General features: G+C 69.9%; 16 protein-coding genes. 11 read left to right on the top strand and 5 right to left on the bottom strand.

Annotated features, from left to right (window positions below; translation table 11 throughout):
- The coding region (locus VH914_11175; protein ID HEX4491760.1) for a hypothetical protein at nt 1-795 on the bottom strand (795 nt) is incomplete at its 3' end.
- A gap of 420 nt (nt 796-1,215) precedes the next feature.
- On the opposite strand from VH914_11175, the gene VH914_11170 reads away from it, so the two are divergent.
- From VH914_11170 to VH914_11135, 8 genes are all read left to right on the top strand, one after another.
- On the top strand, nt 1,216-3,717 hold the full coding sequence (locus VH914_11170; protein HEX4491759.1) for a Calx-beta domain-containing protein: 2,502 nt from the start codon (nt 1,216-1,218) through the stop codon (nt 3,715-3,717).
- 121 nt (nt 3,718-3,838) lie between these two features.
- Entirely contained in the window at nt 3,839-4,630 is a 792-nt protein-coding gene (locus VH914_11165) for an SDR family NAD(P)-dependent oxidoreductase (protein ID HEX4491758.1), read from the top strand.
- A 79-nt stretch (nt 4,631-4,709) separates the two neighbouring features.
- Nucleotides 4,710-6,236, top strand: coding sequence for an AMP-binding protein (locus VH914_11160; protein HEX4491757.1), 1,527 nt, complete (start codon nt 4,710-4,712; stop codon nt 6,234-6,236).
- Between the two features lie 7 nt (nt 6,237-6,243).
- Nucleotides 6,244-7,143, top strand: coding sequence for a TIGR03619 family F420-dependent LLM class oxidoreductase (locus VH914_11155; GenBank protein HEX4491756.1), 900 nt, complete (start codon nt 6,244-6,246; stop codon nt 7,141-7,143).
- Complete coding sequence (locus VH914_11150) at nt 7,140-8,315, top strand: MFS transporter (GenBank protein HEX4491755.1); 1,176 nt, start codon at nt 7,140-7,142, stop codon at nt 8,313-8,315. The genes VH914_11155 and VH914_11150 overlap by 4 nt, the downstream gene beginning before the upstream one ends.
- Before the next feature lie 29 nt (nt 8,316-8,344).
- Nucleotides 8,345-8,953 (top strand): UdgX family uracil-DNA binding protein, encoded by a 609-nt coding sequence (locus VH914_11145; protein HEX4491754.1) that lies wholly within the window; start codon nt 8,345-8,347, stop codon nt 8,951-8,953.
- Between the two features lie 9 nt (nt 8,954-8,962).
- Complete coding sequence (locus VH914_11140; GenBank protein ID HEX4491753.1) at nt 8,963-9,472, top strand: DinB family protein; 510 nt, start codon at nt 8,963-8,965, stop codon at nt 9,470-9,472.
- Nucleotides 9,473-9,492: 20 nt separating this feature from the next.
- Nucleotides 9,493-9,882, top strand: a complete 390-nt coding sequence (locus VH914_11135) for an STAS domain-containing protein (GenBank protein ID HEX4491752.1) — start codon at nt 9,493-9,495, stop codon at nt 9,880-9,882.
- A 110-nt stretch (nt 9,883-9,992) separates the two neighbouring features.
- Here the strand turns inward: VH914_11135 and VH914_11130 are convergent, their stop codons facing one another.
- The 4 genes from VH914_11130 to VH914_11115 are packed head-to-tail and all read right to left on the bottom strand — an operon-like array spanning nt 9,993 to nt 13,516.
- Nucleotides 9,993-10,727, bottom strand: a complete 735-nt coding sequence (locus tag VH914_11130) for a gamma-glutamyl-gamma-aminobutyrate hydrolase family protein (GenBank protein HEX4491751.1) — start codon at nt 10,725-10,727, stop codon at nt 9,993-9,995.
- Complete coding sequence (locus VH914_11125; GenBank protein HEX4491750.1) at nt 10,724-12,109, bottom strand: glutamine synthetase family protein; 1,386 nt, start codon at nt 12,107-12,109, stop codon at nt 10,724-10,726. The genes VH914_11130 and VH914_11125 overlap by 4 nt, the downstream gene beginning before the upstream one ends.
- Nucleotides 12,110-12,166: 57 nt before the next feature.
- Complete coding sequence (locus tag VH914_11120; protein HEX4491749.1) at nt 12,167-12,940, bottom strand: glucose 1-dehydrogenase; 774 nt, start codon at nt 12,938-12,940, stop codon at nt 12,167-12,169.
- 21 nt (nt 12,941-12,961) lie between these two features.
- A complete protein-coding gene (locus VH914_11115; GenBank protein HEX4491748.1) occupies nt 12,962-13,516 on the bottom strand; it encodes a hypothetical protein in 555 nt (184 codons plus the stop codon).
- Between the two features lie 77 nt (nt 13,517-13,593).
- Between VH914_11115 and VH914_11110 the strand changes: the two genes are divergently transcribed.
- From VH914_11110 to VH914_11100, 3 genes are read left to right on the top strand one after another with little or no spacing between them, the layout of a single operon-like run.
- Nucleotides 13,594-14,733 (top strand): acyl-CoA dehydrogenase family protein, encoded by a 1,140-nt coding sequence (locus VH914_11110; GenBank protein HEX4491747.1) that lies wholly within the window; start codon nt 13,594-13,596, stop codon nt 14,731-14,733.
- Nucleotides 14,733-15,659, top strand: a complete 927-nt coding sequence (locus VH914_11105; GenBank protein HEX4491746.1) for an acyl-CoA dehydrogenase family protein — start codon at nt 14,733-14,735, stop codon at nt 15,657-15,659. Before VH914_11110 ends, VH914_11105 begins: the two co-directional genes overlap by 1 nt.
- Nucleotides 15,660-15,717: 58 nt before the next feature.
- Nucleotides 15,718-16,239, top strand: a complete 522-nt coding sequence (locus VH914_11100) for a GNAT family N-acetyltransferase (GenBank protein HEX4491745.1) — start codon at nt 15,718-15,720, stop codon at nt 16,237-16,239.
- Nucleotides 16,240-16,247 lie beyond the last annotated feature (8 nt).

Genomic DNA, 16,247 nt, shown 5'->3' with positions numbered 1-16,247 from the left:
CCACAGCTGGTCGGTGTACGTGTCGGTCCCGGGAACGGTCGCCCGGAACGGCGACACGAAAACCGCGCGCCCGATGCCGTCGCGCTCGAGGTCCGCGCCGAGCGACGCGAACTTCGCGTCCCACACCGCGGGCAGGTCGTCATCGACGAAGTACAGCTGCGTGAAGCGGTTTGCCGCGGAGTCGCGCGGTACGTCCTTCGGCGCGTCGCCCTGCAACGGCACCGGGGTGAACTCGGCCATGACCTCGGCGCCGAGATCGCGTGCACGGAACCACTCGTCGACCGCGTCGAGCTCGACACCGTCGGCCGGCTCGGCGACGACCATGACGAGGTACGGCGAACGGTGGTCGAGCGCGAGCTCGACGGGCACCGCGTCGGCGTGGCCGGGGAACTCGCCGCGGAAGCGGTACATCACGGTGTGGATGTGGTCGCGGTGCTCGAACATCCGGTCGTTCGCGTGCAGCCAGTTGACCTGATCCGTGCCCCACTTCATCCACTCGCCGAACTTGCCCGCGAGGATCCAGTAGATCGACACGTACGAGCCGCTCGTCGGATCGGGGCAGACGGGCGAGCGCTCGGGATAACGGAGCTTCTTGAGATCCGCCGTGGCCACGTAGCGCGCGCCGGAGATCGTCCACGCGCCGATGAGGCAGCCCGCATAGAAGTGGTCGCGCTCGTACCAACGGTTGTACGCGACCTCGTGACCGCGATGGGGCTCGACCATCGTGACGAGCGCGCCGCCGAGTGCGATCGGCTTGCGTCGCGTGTCGCCGCTTCCGAGCTCCTGCTGGGCCATCGATGTCCTCCGTCGTGTGAGCCGGGCGGATGCTAGCGAGCGGCCTTCCCGGCACGCGGAGTGAGCTTCGGGGCGCGACTCAACTTCGCCGGGGCAGGGCCGATGAGCCCTCGGCACGCTTCCAGGCCCCATCCCCCCAAGGGGGCCCGAGGCGGAGACGGCCTGCCGGGAGGCCCTCACCCCCGGCGGGCTGTCGCGCCGCAGGCGTACGCGTTTCGTCTCGCTTTCGTTGGGCCTTTTTCACGCTCGTAAGCCTTGATGCGCGAAAGGCCGCTCGGTAGAAACACCGGGCGCGGTCGCGGGGACCGCGTGGACATCAGGGGCAGGTGTCGGCGCGCGAGACGCGTCCGACCGTGGGGGAGGGACGCTTTGATCAAACGCGCAATGAGACGGTGTGCCGCGCTTGGCGCGGTGCTGACGATGATCGGTGGGATGGCGGGATACGTCGCGTTGTCGGCCACCGCGGCCGGCGCGACGACGACGACCGTCATCGTCGGTGCCGGCGACCAGGCCGGCATCAAGAACACGACGCCGCAACAGGAGTGGGCGTTCCAGGACACCAACACGCACAGCGGAACGGTGGGCTGGGTTGCCGGTCCGACGGGTCAGCCGCTGGGCGCCGGATCGCTCGCGATGGGGATGACCGAGGGTCAGCACGAGTGGCTCGTGACGAACCAATTCGGGCCGTGCGCGACCGGCTTCCCGACCTGCAACGCGACTCCGGTGAATCTCGCCGACATCACGGCGCTGAGCTACCAGACCTACCGCACGGGTGGCGGGCAGATGCCGACGCTGAACATCGAGGTGACGCCACCCGGCGACGGGAACGGCTACACGACCTTCGTGTACGTGCCGGACCCGACCCAGTACCACGACACCGTGTGGCAGAACTGGGACGCCTACACCGACAACACGCCGCGCTGGTACTCGACGCACCAGGTCACGAGCCCGTCCGGCAAGGTCTTCGACTGCGCGTCGCAGAGCGCGGGCTGCTACTCGACGTTCGCGCAGATCAAGACCGACTACCCGGACGCCAAGGTCATCGACGGCATGGGTCCGAACATCGGCACCGGCGGCACCTTCCAGGGCAACGTCGACGACATGGTCGTCGGCGTGTCGGGCAACAACACGGTGTTCGACTTCGAGCCTGACTGCACCACGACCTGCTACGTCAACGCGGCGACGGGCAGCGACTTCAACACGGGGAACGCGAACGACCCGGTCGCGACGATCCAAGCCGCAGTCAACAAGGTGTCGGCCGGCGGCACGGTGAACGTCGCCGCTGGTACCTACACCGAGTCGGTGACGATCCCGAGGGGCATGACGCTGAACGGTGCCAACGCCGGTACGGCCGGCGCCGCGAGCCGCGCGCCAGAAAGCACGGTGTCGTGGTCGGGTGTCTCGGGCAGCGTGTTCAACGTCACGACGGCCGATCCGGTCACGATCAACGGATTCCATCCGACGTTCAACGGTGGCCAGCACACCGGTGGGCTGCTGCTCTCGTTGCAGGGAAACAACCACCTCACCTTCACCAACAACCTCGTCAACAGCTCCGCGTACTTCGACGCGCTGATCTTCGACGACTCCGCGGCGACCTCGGTCATCACGAACAACAAGTTCGACAGCATCGCTCAGTCGGGTTCGCCGGGTTCGTGCGTCGTGTGCCCGTGGGGGACGGTCGGGTCGAACCAGGCCGCGGTCACCATCACCGGCAACACCTTCTCGAACCTGACCGACACCGACGGGGTCCCGGCCATCAACCTGAGTCAGGTCAGCGGCACGGTTTCGGGGAACACGTTCAGCAACATCCACCAGTACGGGATCCTGTTGGCCGACACACTCGGCCCGCTCTCGATCACGACGAACAGCTTCACGAACATCCAGAACGACACGCCGTTGATGAGCTCGAACCGGGGCTCCGGCATCCGGACGTTCCAGAACCCGACGTTCGTCGGCACCGGTGTCGACATCAACCACAACACCTTCAGCGGTGACTACAACGGCGTCCGCGTCGCGAACGACGGTCCCGCGGCGACCCTGAGCAACCTGTTCAAGGTCAACCGCAACTCGTTCAGTGGCGACACGAACGAGGGCATCTCGGTCGCGTCGGGCACGTTGGGTACGTCGCTCGAGGGCACGTGCAACTGGTGGGGCTCGGCGTCCGGACCGTCGGAAGCAGGCTCGGGTTCCGGCGACAAGGTCAGCTCCGGCGTCACGTTCGCGAACTGGCTCACGAGCTCGAACCTGAGCTCGACATGCGGTTCGTCGGTGTCGATCGGCACGATTCCGCCGATGGCCGAGGGGAGCAGCGGGCTGTACATCCAGTACGTGCCCGTCAACCTTTCGAGCCCGCTGCCGAACAACGTCTCCGTGCAGTACACGACGACGAAGGGCACGGCCTCGACCGCTGACTTCGTCAAGTCGGCGGGAACGCTCACGATCCCGGCGGGTCAGACGCAGGGTCTGATCGCGGTCACGATCAAGGGCGACACGACTCCCGAGAAGAACGAGAGCTTCACCGTCAACCTGTCGAACGCGGTCGGAGCGACGCTGGGCGCCTCCAGCACGACGATCACGTTGCTCAACGACGACTTGAAGGCGACGGCACACGGAGGGTCGGCGATCGAGGGCGGGTCGATTCCCTTCACGCTCACGATCAAGTACCCAATGGCGACGGCGACCTCGGTGACGTTCTGCACGACTGCGGGCACCGCGACATCGCCGGCCGACTACAGCTACTCGGCGTGCCCGACCACGCAGACGATCGTGGTCCCGTCGCAGAGTCTCACCGCGACGGCACTGGTCCCGACGAACCTCGACGGGGTCAAGGAAGGCGGCGAGACGTTCACGATGCGGGTGCGGGTGACGGGCACGGCGTTCGACTCGACCGTGACCGGCACCATCAAGGGCAACAAGACCTGATCCAATCCATCTCCATCGAGTGAATGCGGGGTGCCCCGGCGCTACGGCCCGGGGCACCTTCGCGTCCAGCCGCCGGCGCACCTGACCCCGAATCTGACGCCGCGTTAGATTCCCGCGATCGGTGTCGCGCAGCGGGCGCGACCGCGGACGCGGGAGCATGATGGGCCGCTTCGACGGACGGGTCGCGATCGTGACGGGGGCAGGTTCCGGCCTCGGGCGCGCGACGGCACAGAAGCTCGCGAGCGAGGGCGCGAAGGTCGCGTGCCTCGACATCGCCGAGGACGCGGTCGAGGAGACCGCGAAGGCGATCGAGGCCGACGGCGGAAGCGCGGTGGCGTTCCGCGCCGACGTGTCCGACGCGGATTCGGTGCGCGCCGCGGTCGCGAGCGGCGCGAGCGCGCTCGGCCGGCCCGAGCTCGTCGTGACGTGCGCGGGCATCGGTCGCTTCTACAACAGTCACGAGATGCCACCTGCCGATTGGCAGCGCATCATCGGCGTCAACCTCACGGGCACGTTCCTCACCGTGCAGGCCGCGCTCCCGCACCTCCTCGACGGCGGCGGCAGCGTCGTCACGATCGCATCCAACGCCGGCCTCATGGGTCAGCCGTACAGCGCGGCGTACTGCTCGTCGAAGGCGGGAGTGGTCAACCTCACGAAGGCGCTCGCGGTCGAGTACCTGCGCCGCAAGGTGCGTGTGAACTGCATCGCGCCGGGTGGCATCGAGACGCCGTTGCAGAGCGCGTTCATGGAGCTTCCCGAGGGCGCGAACCTCAAGGACCTGCGCGCGATCATGACGCCGCTCGGCAACAGCACCCCCGCCGAGATCGCGAACATCGTGGCGTTCGTCGCGTCGGACGACTGTCGTTACATGACCGGGTCGATCGTCTCCGTCGACGGCGGCCTCACCGCGTGAGGGTCGGAGGGTCGAAAGCCACAAGAACGCGGCCGGTCCCATCCCGAGTGCGTCCGTGATGATGGATGACGCGAGATCCGTGTGGGAGCTGATCGATCGACGTGCCGACGCGTCGCCGGATCGGATCATGCTCGTCGACGGCGATCGCAAGACGACGTTCGCGCAGTACCGCGACATGGTCCTCGAAGCGGCCGCGGGATACGCGGCGCTCGGCGTCGGCGAGGACACGAACGTCTCGTGGCAGCTGCCGACGTGGACGGAGTCCGCGGTGCTCGTCGGCGCGCTGTGTCGCCTCGGCGCGGTACAGAACCCGATGCTGCCGATCTACCGCTTCCGCGAGGTGTCGTTCATCACGCAGCAGACGAACTGCAAGCTGCTGATCACGCCGTCGGAATGGAACCGCTTCGACTACGCCGCGCTCGCGCAGCAGGTTGCGGCGGAGCGGCCGGGCCTGCAGACGCTCGTCGCCGACCATTTCAACCCGAGCGGCGATCCCGCGAAGCTGACGCCCGCGTCGACGCCGCCCGACGACCCCGCGGCCGCGCCGGTGCGGTGGATCTTCTACACGTCGGGCACGACCGCCGATCCGAAGGGCGCGCGCCACACCGACCGCTCGGTGATGGCCGCGGCGATCGGCTACGCGAAGAAGACGCACGTCGTCGAGGACGACCTCGCACTCGTCGCCTTCCCGTTCACGCACGTCGGCGGGATCATCATCGGTGTCTTCACGCCGTTGCTCACCGGCTCGACCGCGGTGCTCATGGAGGCGTGGACCGCGGCCGCGTCGACCGAGCTCATCAAGACGCATTCGATGACGCTCGGCAACGGTGCGCCCGCGATCCATGCCGCGCTGCTCGTCGAGGCCCGTAACGACCCCGAGGCGTACCGCACGATCCGCGCCTTCCCGAGCGGCGGATCCGCGAAGCCGCCGCCGTTGCACTACGACCTCATGGAAGCGGTCCCGACGAGCGTGGGCATCACGTCGGGCTACGGGCTCACCGAGATGCCGATCCTCTCGCAGACCGACATCGACGCGTCCGACGACTCGAAGCGTGATGGAGAGGGCACGCCGAACGAAGGCGTCGAGATCCGGCTCGTCGACCGCGAGCTCCGCGAAGTCGCGGCGGGGGAGGAGGGCGAGCTCGTCGCGCGCGGACCGTCGCTCATGCGCGGCTACGTCGACGCGTCGCTCGACGCGGCCGCGTTCACGCCCGACGGCTTCTTCCGCACCGGCGACCTCGCGCGCTTCGATCCGTACGGCGCGGTCGTCATCACCGGCCGGCTCAAGGACGTGATCATCCGCAAGGGCGAGAACGTGAGCGCGAAGGAGGTCGAGGACATGCTCTTCGGCCATCCGAAGGTGACCGACGTCGCGGTCCTCGGCATCGCCGACGCGGAGCGCGGCGAGATGGTGGTCGCGTGCGTCGTGCCCGCCGACCCGAAGGATGCGCCGACGCTGCAGGAGATCTTCCAGTTCTGCAAGGAGTCGGGTCTCATGACGCAGAAGATCCCGGAGCGATTGGAGATCCTCGAGGTCATGCCCCGGAACCCGAGCGGCAAGGTGCCCAAGCACGAGCTGCGAGCGCGGCTGCTCGCGAAGGACTGAGCGGCGCGTGCAGGTCAGCGTCACGATCTCGGGCTTCTCGCGCCTCTTCGACAACGACCTGCGCGCGGTCGTCGACGCCGCGAAGGCCGCGGACGCGGCGGGCGTGCACCAGCTCGTGCTGCCCGACCACGTCGTGATGGGCGCGCGCACCGACCGCTACCCGTTCGGCACGTTCCCGTACGGTCCGCTCGAGCCCTGGCCCGAGCCGATGATCCTGCTCGCCGCGATCGCGGGCGCGACCGAGCGCGTGCGGCTCGGCACCGGCATCCTCATCTCGCCGCTGCGTCCCGCGGTCCTGCTCGCCAAGCTCGCGGCAACCCTCGATCGCGTGTCGAACGGCCGCCTCGACCTCGGTGTCGGCCTCGGCTGGCAGCGCGAGGAGTACCTGGCCGAAGGCATCGCGTTCCGTGAGCGCCCGCAGATGTTCGTCGACCAGCTGCGTGCGTGCGTGGCGCTGTGGACGCAGGAACCGCCGGTGTCGTTCGAGTCGGAGACGGTGTCGTTCCGCGAGATCTGGTGCGAGCCGCGACCGATTCAGGCGGGCGGTGTACCGCTCTCGTTCGGCACCGCGGCGACGCCGGCGATGGTCGACCTCATGGCCGAGCTCGGCGCGGGCTGGTTGCCGATCTATACGACGACGCCCGACGAGCTGCTCGACGGGATCGCACGGCTGCAGGCCGCGTACACGGCCGCGGGTCGCGACCCGAAAACCCTCGAGCTGCGCGAGACGTTGAGGCCTGTGTTCGATGCGAGCGGGCGGCTCGACGGTCCCGCGACCCGCGCCGCGGCCGAGCCGCTCGCGGCGCGCGGGGTCACGAGCGCCAGCGTCGGGCTCGGTCGCAACCTCGCCGACGCGGGCGGTGTCGCACGCTTCCTGGAGGACGTCGGTCGCGCGTTCGCGGAGTGACGCGTTCTCGCGATCCGCTCGTCGCATATCTCTCCACGTTCGTCGTGCTCGGCATCGTGCTGGGCATGCTCGGTCCCGCGCTGCCGAGCCTGCGCCGGCAGGTGCACGCGAGCGTCGGTGCGATCAGCTTCGTGTTCGTCGCGCAGTCGGCGGGCTACCTCGCCGGCGCGGTGATCGGTGGACGCGGCTTCGACCGGGGCCTCGGGCACCGGCTCCTCGGTGGCGCGCTCGCGTGGATGGCGGTCGGCCTGCTGCTCGTGACGCGCGCGGGATCGATCGTCACGCTGTGCGCCGCATTCGCGTTCCTCGGGCTCGCGCTCGGCGTCATCGAGGTCGGGAGCAACACGCTCCTGCTCTGGGCCCGTCATCCCGCGCCCGCGTCGACGATCAACGCGCTGCACTTCCTCTTTGGTGTCGGCGCGTTGCTCTCGCCGTTGCTCGTCAACCGCGCGCTCGCACTGCGGGGCACGGTCCGGCTCGCGTACCTCGGAGCCGCGTGCGTCGCGGTGCTCGCCGCGGCGATCGTCGCGGCGTATCCGTCGCCGCGCGCGGTCGACGTCGAGGAGCACGCGCGCGGCGAGCACGCGCCGCCGCGACTCGTACTTGCAGTCGCGGTGTTCTTCGGCCTCTACGTCGGGATCGAGGTGGGGTTCTCGGGTTGGATCGCGACGTACGCGCAGGCGGTGCACCTCGGTGGCTCCGCGAGCGGCGCCGCGATCACCGCCGTGTTCTGGGCCGCGTTCACGACCGGCCGGCTCGGTGGTGTCGGGCTCGCGGCGCGCGTGCGCACGAGCGTGCTCCTCTTCGCGGGCTGCAGTCTCAGCACCGTTGCGGCCGTCGCGTTCGCCGTCGCGCGGGGCCGCGGCATACCGGTGTGGATCGCGACGATCTTCTTCGCGCTCGGCCTCGCGCCGCAGTTCGCGTCGATGCTCGCGTTCGCGAACGAGCATCTCCCGCTCACCGGCTCGGCGACGTCGTGGTTCATGGTCGCGTCGTCGATCGGCGGGCTGCTCCTGCCCTGGGTGATCGGGCAGCTCCTGTCGGCTTCAGGGAGCGGCGCGCTCGCCCTCGTGATCGTGATCGCGTCGATCGTCACCCTCGCCTGGGTGTTCGTGCTCGACCGCATCCTTCCCGCGACGCCCGCCGCCGTCGCGTCGCCGCCGATCGATTGACGGCCGCGCCACGGGGGTACGGGTGCGGGATTGTGGGAGCCCGGGACCTCGAACAGCTGCGGGTCGAGGCGAGCACGTGCACTGCGTGTGACCTGTACGAGCACGCGACGCAGACCGTCTTCGGTGAAGGTCCGGGCTCGGCCCGCGTGGTGATGATCGGGGAGCAGCCCGGCGACCGCGAGGACGTCGAGGGCCGTCCGTTCGTCGGACCCGCGGGCCGGGTGCTCGACGACGCGCTCGAGGACGCGGGGATCGAGCGGGCCTCGGTGTACCTCACGAACGCGGTGAAGCACTTCAAGTGGACGCCGCGCGGCAAGCGCCGACTGCACCAGAAGCCGAACGGTCGCGAGATCCGTGCGTGCCGGCCGTGGTGGCAGGGCGAGCTCGACGCGATCGGGCCCGAGGTCGTCGTGTGCCTCGGCGCGACCGCGGCGCAGGCCGTGTTCGGGCTCTCGTTCCGGCTCACGCAACATCGCGGGGAATGGCAGTGGATCGGCGACCGCCGCGCGCTGGCGACGATCCACCCGTCCGCGGTGCTGCGCGGCGAGGACGAGCGCGACACGCTCTTCGCCGGTCTCGTGTCCGACCTCCGCCTCGTCGCCGACCTGCTCGGGTCGCAGGCGCCCGGATCGGGGTAGCACGGGCGCATGGACATTGCCGACTTGCTCGGAGACGCGTTCGACCGGGTGCACGGCATCGTGCACGGCGTGGTCGAGGGCCTCGAACCCGACCTGCTCGCGGCCCGACCGGACGAGGACGGCAACTCGATCGCCTGGCTGATCTGGCACCTCACCCGCATCCAGGACGACCACGTCGCGAGTGTCGCGGGACAAGACCAGGTTTGGACCGCTTCCGGATGGTTCGAGCGGTTCCGCCTGCCGCTCGACGCCTCCGACACCGGCTACGGCCACTCGCCGGACGAGGTCGCGGCCGTGCGGGCGGGCGCCGACACGCTGTTGGGCTACTTCGACGAGGTCCACGCAGCGACCGCCCGCTTCGTGGAGGGGCTATCGGCGCGTGACCTCGACGGAATCGTGGACGAGAATTGGGATCCGCCGGTGACGCTGGGTATCAGGCTCGTGAGCGTCATTGCCGACGACCTTCAACATGCCGGGCAGGCCGCGTACGCACGGGGCCTGCTGACCGGAGCGACGTAGCGAAGGAACGCAGTACGACGGTGGAGCACGGCGAGCACTCCAACCCGGACGGCCGGGACCTCGATGATCACCACCGGGCGCAGGCGCACGCGCCGCGGCTGCGGGTGACGATCACCCGCAGCGCCGAGGAGCTCGTCGTCGGGCTCGACGGCGAGCTCGACCTGTACTGCGCGTCCGACGCGCGGTTCCAGATCGACGAGGCCATCGAGCGCGCGGTCGCACACGAGATCGGTCGCATCGTCGTCGACGCGGGTCACCTGCAGTTCTGCGACTCGACCGGCCTGTCGGCGCTGGTGCGCGCGGCCGACGCCGCGGCCACGCGCGACATCACCCTGTTCGTGCGCGAGCTCTCGCCGCCGATGCGCGAGCTCCTGCGCATCACCGGCCTCGACGCGCTCGTAGAGCAGTAATTCTGGTCGCGCTCGCTCCGCTCGCCGCTCCGTGACGCGGGGCGGAAGAAGGCGTGGCCGCCCCTGCTCGCTCCGCTCGCGGGCTCAGCCGCTCACGTTTCCGAGTACATCTAGCGCCGGCTGCGCGCTTCGGTGACGAGGCCGTCGAAGAGACGTTGCTGCGCGGCGTCGTCGGCCGCGGTGTCCTCGGGGTGCCACTGCACGGCGATCATCCACGCGCCGTCGACCTCGGCGCCCTCGATCACGCCGTCGTCGGCCTGCGCGACGATCCGCAGGCCGTCGCCGATGCGGTCGAGCGCCTGGTGGTGATGGCACGAGCACGCGACCCGCTCCGCATCCATCGTCTTCGCGAGCAACGAGCCCGCGACCAGCGTCACGTCGTTCATCGCCGCGCCCTTGGGTGTGCCCGGCCGGCCGTGCGCGCCGACGGCGGGCCGATCGGGCAGGTGCGGGACGAGCGTGCCGCCGAGCGCGACGTTCAGGACCTGGATGCCGCGGCAGATCGCGAGCGCGGGGACGTCGGCGGCGAGCGCGGCCTTCAGCATCGCGATCTCGAACCGGTCGTCGCTCACATCGGTACCGACGATCGTCGCGTGGCGCGTCCCGCCGTACAGCAGCGGGTCGACGTCGGGTCCGCCGAGGAACAGGAGTCCGTCGAGGCGATCGAGCAGGAGGCGCGCGCCGTCGGCCTCGAGCCGGCGGGGCCCGATGACGACGGGCTCGGCGCCGGCGCGCTCGAGCGCCGCGAGGTAGCCGACGCCGACGCCGACCGCAGCGGACGAGCTGATCTTGCCGGCGGCGATCGGGCGTCCCGCGACGCCGATGAGGACGGGGTCGCGGCTCACCACTGGTCGAAGTTCCTCCGCCGTTCCCAGTCGGTCACCGCCCGGTTGAACATCGCCCACTCCTGTTCCGCGGTGTTGAGCAGATGCGCATGCACGTCGGTACCGAACGCCTCGATCGCGATCGCGCTGGTGCGGAACGCGTCGATCGCCTCGACGATGTTCCACGGCACGCGCGCGACGTCGGGAGCGACGTACGCGTTGCCTTCGAAGCGCGCGGGGGGCTCCAGCTCGTTCGTGATGCCGTGCAGGCCCGCGGCGATCGTCGCCGCGAACGCGAGATAAGGATTCGCGTCGGCGCCGGGGATGCGCGACTCGAGTCGGTACGAGTCGCCGTGCCCGACGACGCGGTACCCGCACGTGCGGTTGTCGAGCCCCCACGCGAGCGCGGTCGGTGCCCACGACTCGGGTTGGTAGCGCTTGTACGAGTTCACGGTCGGGGCGAACATCCACGCGAGCTCGCGTCCCGCCGCGATCGAGCCCGCGAGCCAACCGCGGAACACGGGCGAGAAGTGCTGCGCGTCGTCTTCGCTCCACATCAGCGCGCCGCCGCTCTTCGCGTCCCACACACTCGAGTGGATGTGGCACGACGAGCCGACTTCTTCCATCGCGTACTTCGCCATGAACGTGATCGAACGACCGTGCGCGCTCGCGATCTCCTTCGCGCCGTTCTTGTAGATCGCGTGACGATCGGCCATCGTCACCGGGTCGGCGTACTCGAGGTTGATCTCGTGCTGACCCTTGCCGGCCTCGCCCTTCGAGAACTCGACGGGTACGCCCGCGCCGTCGATGCCGTTGCGGATCGCGCGGATGAGGTACTCGTCGCGCGTCGTCTGGAGGATGTGGTAGTCCTCGATGACGTTCGAGTGCGGCGTGAGGTTCGTGTAGTCCTTCGCCGCGGCCTCGTCGGGTGAGTCCTTGAAGAGGAAGAACTCGAGCTCCGACGCCATCATCACCGAGTAGCCGAGCGCCGCCGCGCGCGCGACCTGCCGCTGCAGGATGCGGCGCGGCGACACCTCGATCGGCGCGTTCGTTGTCTCGTCGAAGAGATCGCACACCACGAGCGCGGTGCGCTCGAGCCACGGGATCACGCGGATCGTGTCGAGGTCGGGCCGCAACGCGAAGTCGCCGTAGCCCTTCTCCCAGCTCGCGAACTCGTAACCGGGAAGCACCGTCATCTCCGAGTCGACCGCGAGCAGGTAGTTGCACGCGTGGATGTCGCCGACGCCGGCCTTCATCTGCTCGCACCAGAAGTGACCGGTCACGCGCTTGCCGACGAGTCGACCCTGGAGGTCGGGGAACACGACGAGCACGGTGTCGATGTCGCCGCGGCGCGCGCGGTCCTCGAGCTCGCTCGCGTTCAGCATGCCGGTCGGCTGGACCACTGGGCACCCCCGGGCGGACCGTAGTTGACGGGCTGCCAGGATGCCGCGCCGAAGGCGCTACTCGGGCGTGACGTACGCGGCGGTGATTCCGCCGTCGACGACGAGCGCGGCGCCGGTCATGAACGACGAGTCGTCCGACGCGAGGAAGAGCGCGGCCTTCGCGAGCTCCGACGCCTGCCCGAGTCGACCCATCGGGATGTGCACGAGGCGCCGCGCGCGCCGCTGCGGATCCGACATCAGCTCCGCGAGCAGCGGCGTCTCGATCGGACCGGGACACAACGAGTTGGCGCGAATGCCACTGCGGCCGTACTCGACCGCCATCTCGCGCGTCATCGCGAGCACGCCGCCCTTGCTCGACGTGTACGCGATCTGCGCGGTCGCGGCGCCGACGATCGCGACGAACGACGCGACGTTCACGATCGAACCGCCGCCCGACTCGAGCATCGCCGGGATGCCCGCGCGGCAGCCGAGCCAGACCCCTTTGAGGTTCACCTGCATCACCCGGTCCCAGGTGGCCTCGGGTGTTTCGAGCGTGCCGCCGTCATCGGGCGGAAAGATGCCCGCGTTGTTGTAGAGCACGTGCAGGCCTCGGTACGTCCGCATCGCGGTGGCGACCATGCGCGTGCAGTCGTCGGCGTTCGCGACGTCGGCGGTGACGAACGTGGCTTCGTGGCCGGCGGCGCGGATGTCGGTCGCGACCTGCTCGCCCGCGTCGGTGAGGTCGACGACGACGACCCGCGCCCCCTCGGCGGCGAAGAGCTCGCACGCGACGCGGCCCATGCCGCTCGCGCCGCCGGTGATGAGCGCGACCTTCCCGTCCAGACGTCCCATCGCGCTCACGTTATGCGGCGCCTATGCCGGGTATGTCCGCCGGCCCTCGACGACCTCGCCCTGCAGGCTGTCGGAGCTGCAGTCGACGAGATGGTGGATGTCGGTGTACTCGCCCATGCGGATCGTGATCGGCTCGCCGTTCCCGATGGGGATGTAGAACTTCGGCCGCTTGCCGGTCGCTGCGAGCTCGTCCACATAGCGCCGGCGCGCGGCGACGAGGGCCTTCCAGTCGTTCGTGAAGCCGGTGAGCGCCTCCGCGCCGCTGTGATCGGTCGGGTGGATGGCGCGCAGGCCGTCGACGACCCGGCTCAGCGCCGCGTTCTCCTCGGAGATGCGGTGCACCCGGATGGCAACGGTCGGCGCGCCACCGACTTGCGGGAGCCTCCGGAGGTCGTCGATCGCCGTGCGACACACGGCCGTCGCCGCGCGCTCCGATCGGGCGTCGAGCGGCTCGGGCTTCGGCCGGTGAAAGCCGTACCAGAACGCCCACGCCCAGGCGCCGACGAAGAGCACGAACCCGACGAGGAAGAGACGCTTCCCCCATGTCCAGCCCTTCTTGATCGGCGCCTCGTCCACGTCTCGCATGGTCCCACGCGGTGCCGAGCGGGCCGGGATTCGGCGCTTCGAGGTGGTCCTCGTAAGCTCCGCGGCCGATGGAGCTGCGGTACTCGGAGTCGGAGGAGCAGTTCCGCGCGCAGCTGCGCGAGTGGCTCGAGGCGACGCTGCCCACGCTGTCGCCGGAGCCCGGGCGCGAAGCGTGGCCCGAGCGCCGCACGTGGGACACCGACTGGCAGCGGCGGCTGTTCGACGCCGGGTACGCGGGGCTCGCGTGGCCGAGTGAGTTCGGCGGTCGGGGCGCGTCGCCGACCGAGCAGCTCGTGTTCCTCGAGGAGACGACCCGCGCCCGTGCCCCCTACGTCGGCGTGAACTTCGTCGGCACCCTGCACGCCGGCCCGACGCTCATCGCCGAGGGCACCGACGAGCAGAAGTCGGCGCACCTGCCGCGCATCCTGCGCGGCGACGAGGTCTGGTGCCAGGGCTTCTCCGAGCCCGGCGCGGGCTCGGACCTCGCGTCGCTCCGCACCCGCGCCGATCGCGACGGCGACGACTACGTCCTCAACGGCCAGAAGATCTGGTGCTCGTTCGGACAGATCGCCGACTTCGGCGAGTTCCTCGTCCGCACCGATCCGAACGCGCCGAAGCACAAAGGCATCTCGTGGCTCATCCTGCCGATGGACACGCCCGGCATCGACGTCCGGCCGTTGCGCACGGTGCTCGGCTCGTCGGAGTTCTCGGAGGTCTTCCTCAACGACGTGCGCGTGCCGGTCGGCAATCGCGTGGGCGCGGAGAACGACGGCTGGCGCGTGACGAACGTGACGTTGTCGTTCGAGCGGGGCACCGCGTTCGTCAGCGAGCTCGTCGACAGTCTGCGACTCGTCGAAGACGTCGCGCCGCTCGTCACCGACCCCGCGTACCGACGCGAGCTCGGTCGCTGCGCCGCCGAGTTCGACGGGTTGTGGGCGCTCACGAAACGTTCGATCTCGCAGGCCGTGCGCCACGGCGCGCCCGGCGCGGGCGCGATGGTCACCAAGCTCGCGTACTCCGAAGCGCGCCAGCGTTTCGGTGAGCTGTGCCTGCGCGTGCTCGACCGAGGTGCGCTCGCGATCGACGGCAACGAGCTGGTCGAGGAGCGGCTGCGAACCTTGGCGCTCACGATCGCGGCGGGCGCGTCGCAGATCCAGCGCAACATCGTGTCGGAGCGGGTGCTCGGGCTGCCGCGGGAGCCGCGCTGATGGACCTCGAGCTGTCCGACGACCAGGTCGCGCTGCGCGACGGCATCGCCTCGTTGCTCGCGGGCCGCTTCGGTTCCGATCGCATCCGCGCCGGCTTCGATCGCGTGATGTGGGACGAGCTCGCGGCGGCGGGCGTGTTCTCGCTCGGCGCCGACGGATTCGGTTGGGCCGATCGCGTCGTCGTGTTCGAGGAGCTCGGGCGCGCGTGCGTGCCGGGCCCGTTGGTCGCGGGCAGCCTCGCGCACGGGTCGGTCGAGGGGATCGTCGGCGGCGTCGACCGCGCCGCGGCCGGCGAGGTCGCGATGGTCGAGCATCTCGACGCGCTCGACCGTGTGCTCGTGCTCGACGACGACGGGATCGCGGCCGTCGATGCTGCTGCGGTCGACGGCGATCCGTCGCCGTGGCCGCTCGATCCGCTCACGCCGGTGACGCGTGTCGCATCGTTGCCGGCGGGGGAGCGGATCGGCGACGCCGCGCTCGCTCGTGACTGGCGCCGACAGGGCTCGGTGCTCACGGCCGCGTTCGCGCTCGGACTCGCGACGCGCGGCACCGAGCTCGCCGTGGAGTACGCGAAGGGGCGCGAGCAGTTCGACCGCCCGATCGGCTCGTTCCAGGCGATCAAGCACCTGCTCGCCGACATGCTCGTGCGCGCCGAGGTCGCACGCGCGGCCGTGTACTCGGCGGGCGCGCACCTCGACGATCCGGAGCTTCCGGGACTCGACCGTTCGATCGCGACCGCGAAGGTGCTCGCGTGCGAGGCCGCGATCGTCAACGGCAAGTCGGCGACCCAGGTGTACGGCGGCATGGGCTTCACCTGGGAGGTCGACGTGCACCTCTATCTCAAGCGCGCGTGGGTGCTCGACACGCACTTCGGCTCGGTCGAGCACTGCTCCGACGCGATCGCGAAGTCGCTTCCTTCGCGGTGAGCCTCGAGGTCGGCTCCTGACCGACGCGCCGGCCGGCGGAAGTCGGGAGCGTCCGTCCGTGACCGCCGACGTCGCGATCCGCCGCTGTGTCGCGGACGACGCGGCGCCGCTCGCGGCGATGTACGCGGCCGACCGCGACGACCCCACACTCGGCGCGTCGCCGTCCGTGTTCTTCACACCCGACGGTCAGCGCGACCGCATCAACCGAATCTGGCCCGAGCACGACTGCGTCGGGTTCGTTGCCGTGCGCGGCGACGACCTCGTGGGACTGTTCGTGCTCGAGGACATCGTGCAACGGTCGGCCGTCGTCGGCTACTACGTCGCGGGCGCCGCACGCGGCGGTGGCGTCGCGACGACGGCGCTCGGCGCGCTCGTGCGGGTGGCGCGCGACGAGCTCGGGCTCGACCGTCTCGTTGCCGACATCGCGCCGGACAACGTCGCCTCGCGGTGTGTCGTCGAGCAAAATGACTTCGTCGCGACCGGTGCGGTCGTCGTCGATGGTGCGACGTTCGATCGGTTCGTCGTTCGTTTGAGCCGGTGGGAGCCGGTGGGAGCGCCGCCGGAGCCGGGCCAAGGCTGACGGTAATG

It is taken from the genome of Acidimicrobiia bacterium (assembly GCA_036271555.1).
Lineage (GTDB): Bacteria > Actinomycetota > Acidimicrobiia > IMCC26256 > PALSA-610 > DATBAK01.
This window is presented reverse-complemented; position numbering and strand designations above follow the sequence as displayed.

Coding starts and splice junctions, on each gene's coding strand:
- VH914_11105 (HEX4491746.1), top strand. CDS start 14,733: ATGGACCTCGAGCTGTCCGACGACCAGGTCGCGCTGCGCGACGGCATC.
- VH914_11170 (HEX4491759.1), top strand. CDS start 1,216: ATGATCGGTGGGATGGCGGGATACGTCGCGTTGTCGGCCACCGCGGCC.
- VH914_11120 (HEX4491749.1), bottom strand. CDS start 12,940: ATGGGACGTCTGGACGGGAAGGTCGCGCTCATCACCGGCGGCGCGAGC.
- VH914_11110 (HEX4491747.1), top strand. CDS start 13,594: ATGGAGCTGCGGTACTCGGAGTCGGAGGAGCAGTTCCGCGCGCAGCTG.
- VH914_11140 (HEX4491753.1), top strand. CDS start 8,963: ATGGACATTGCCGACTTGCTCGGAGACGCGTTCGACCGGGTGCACGGC.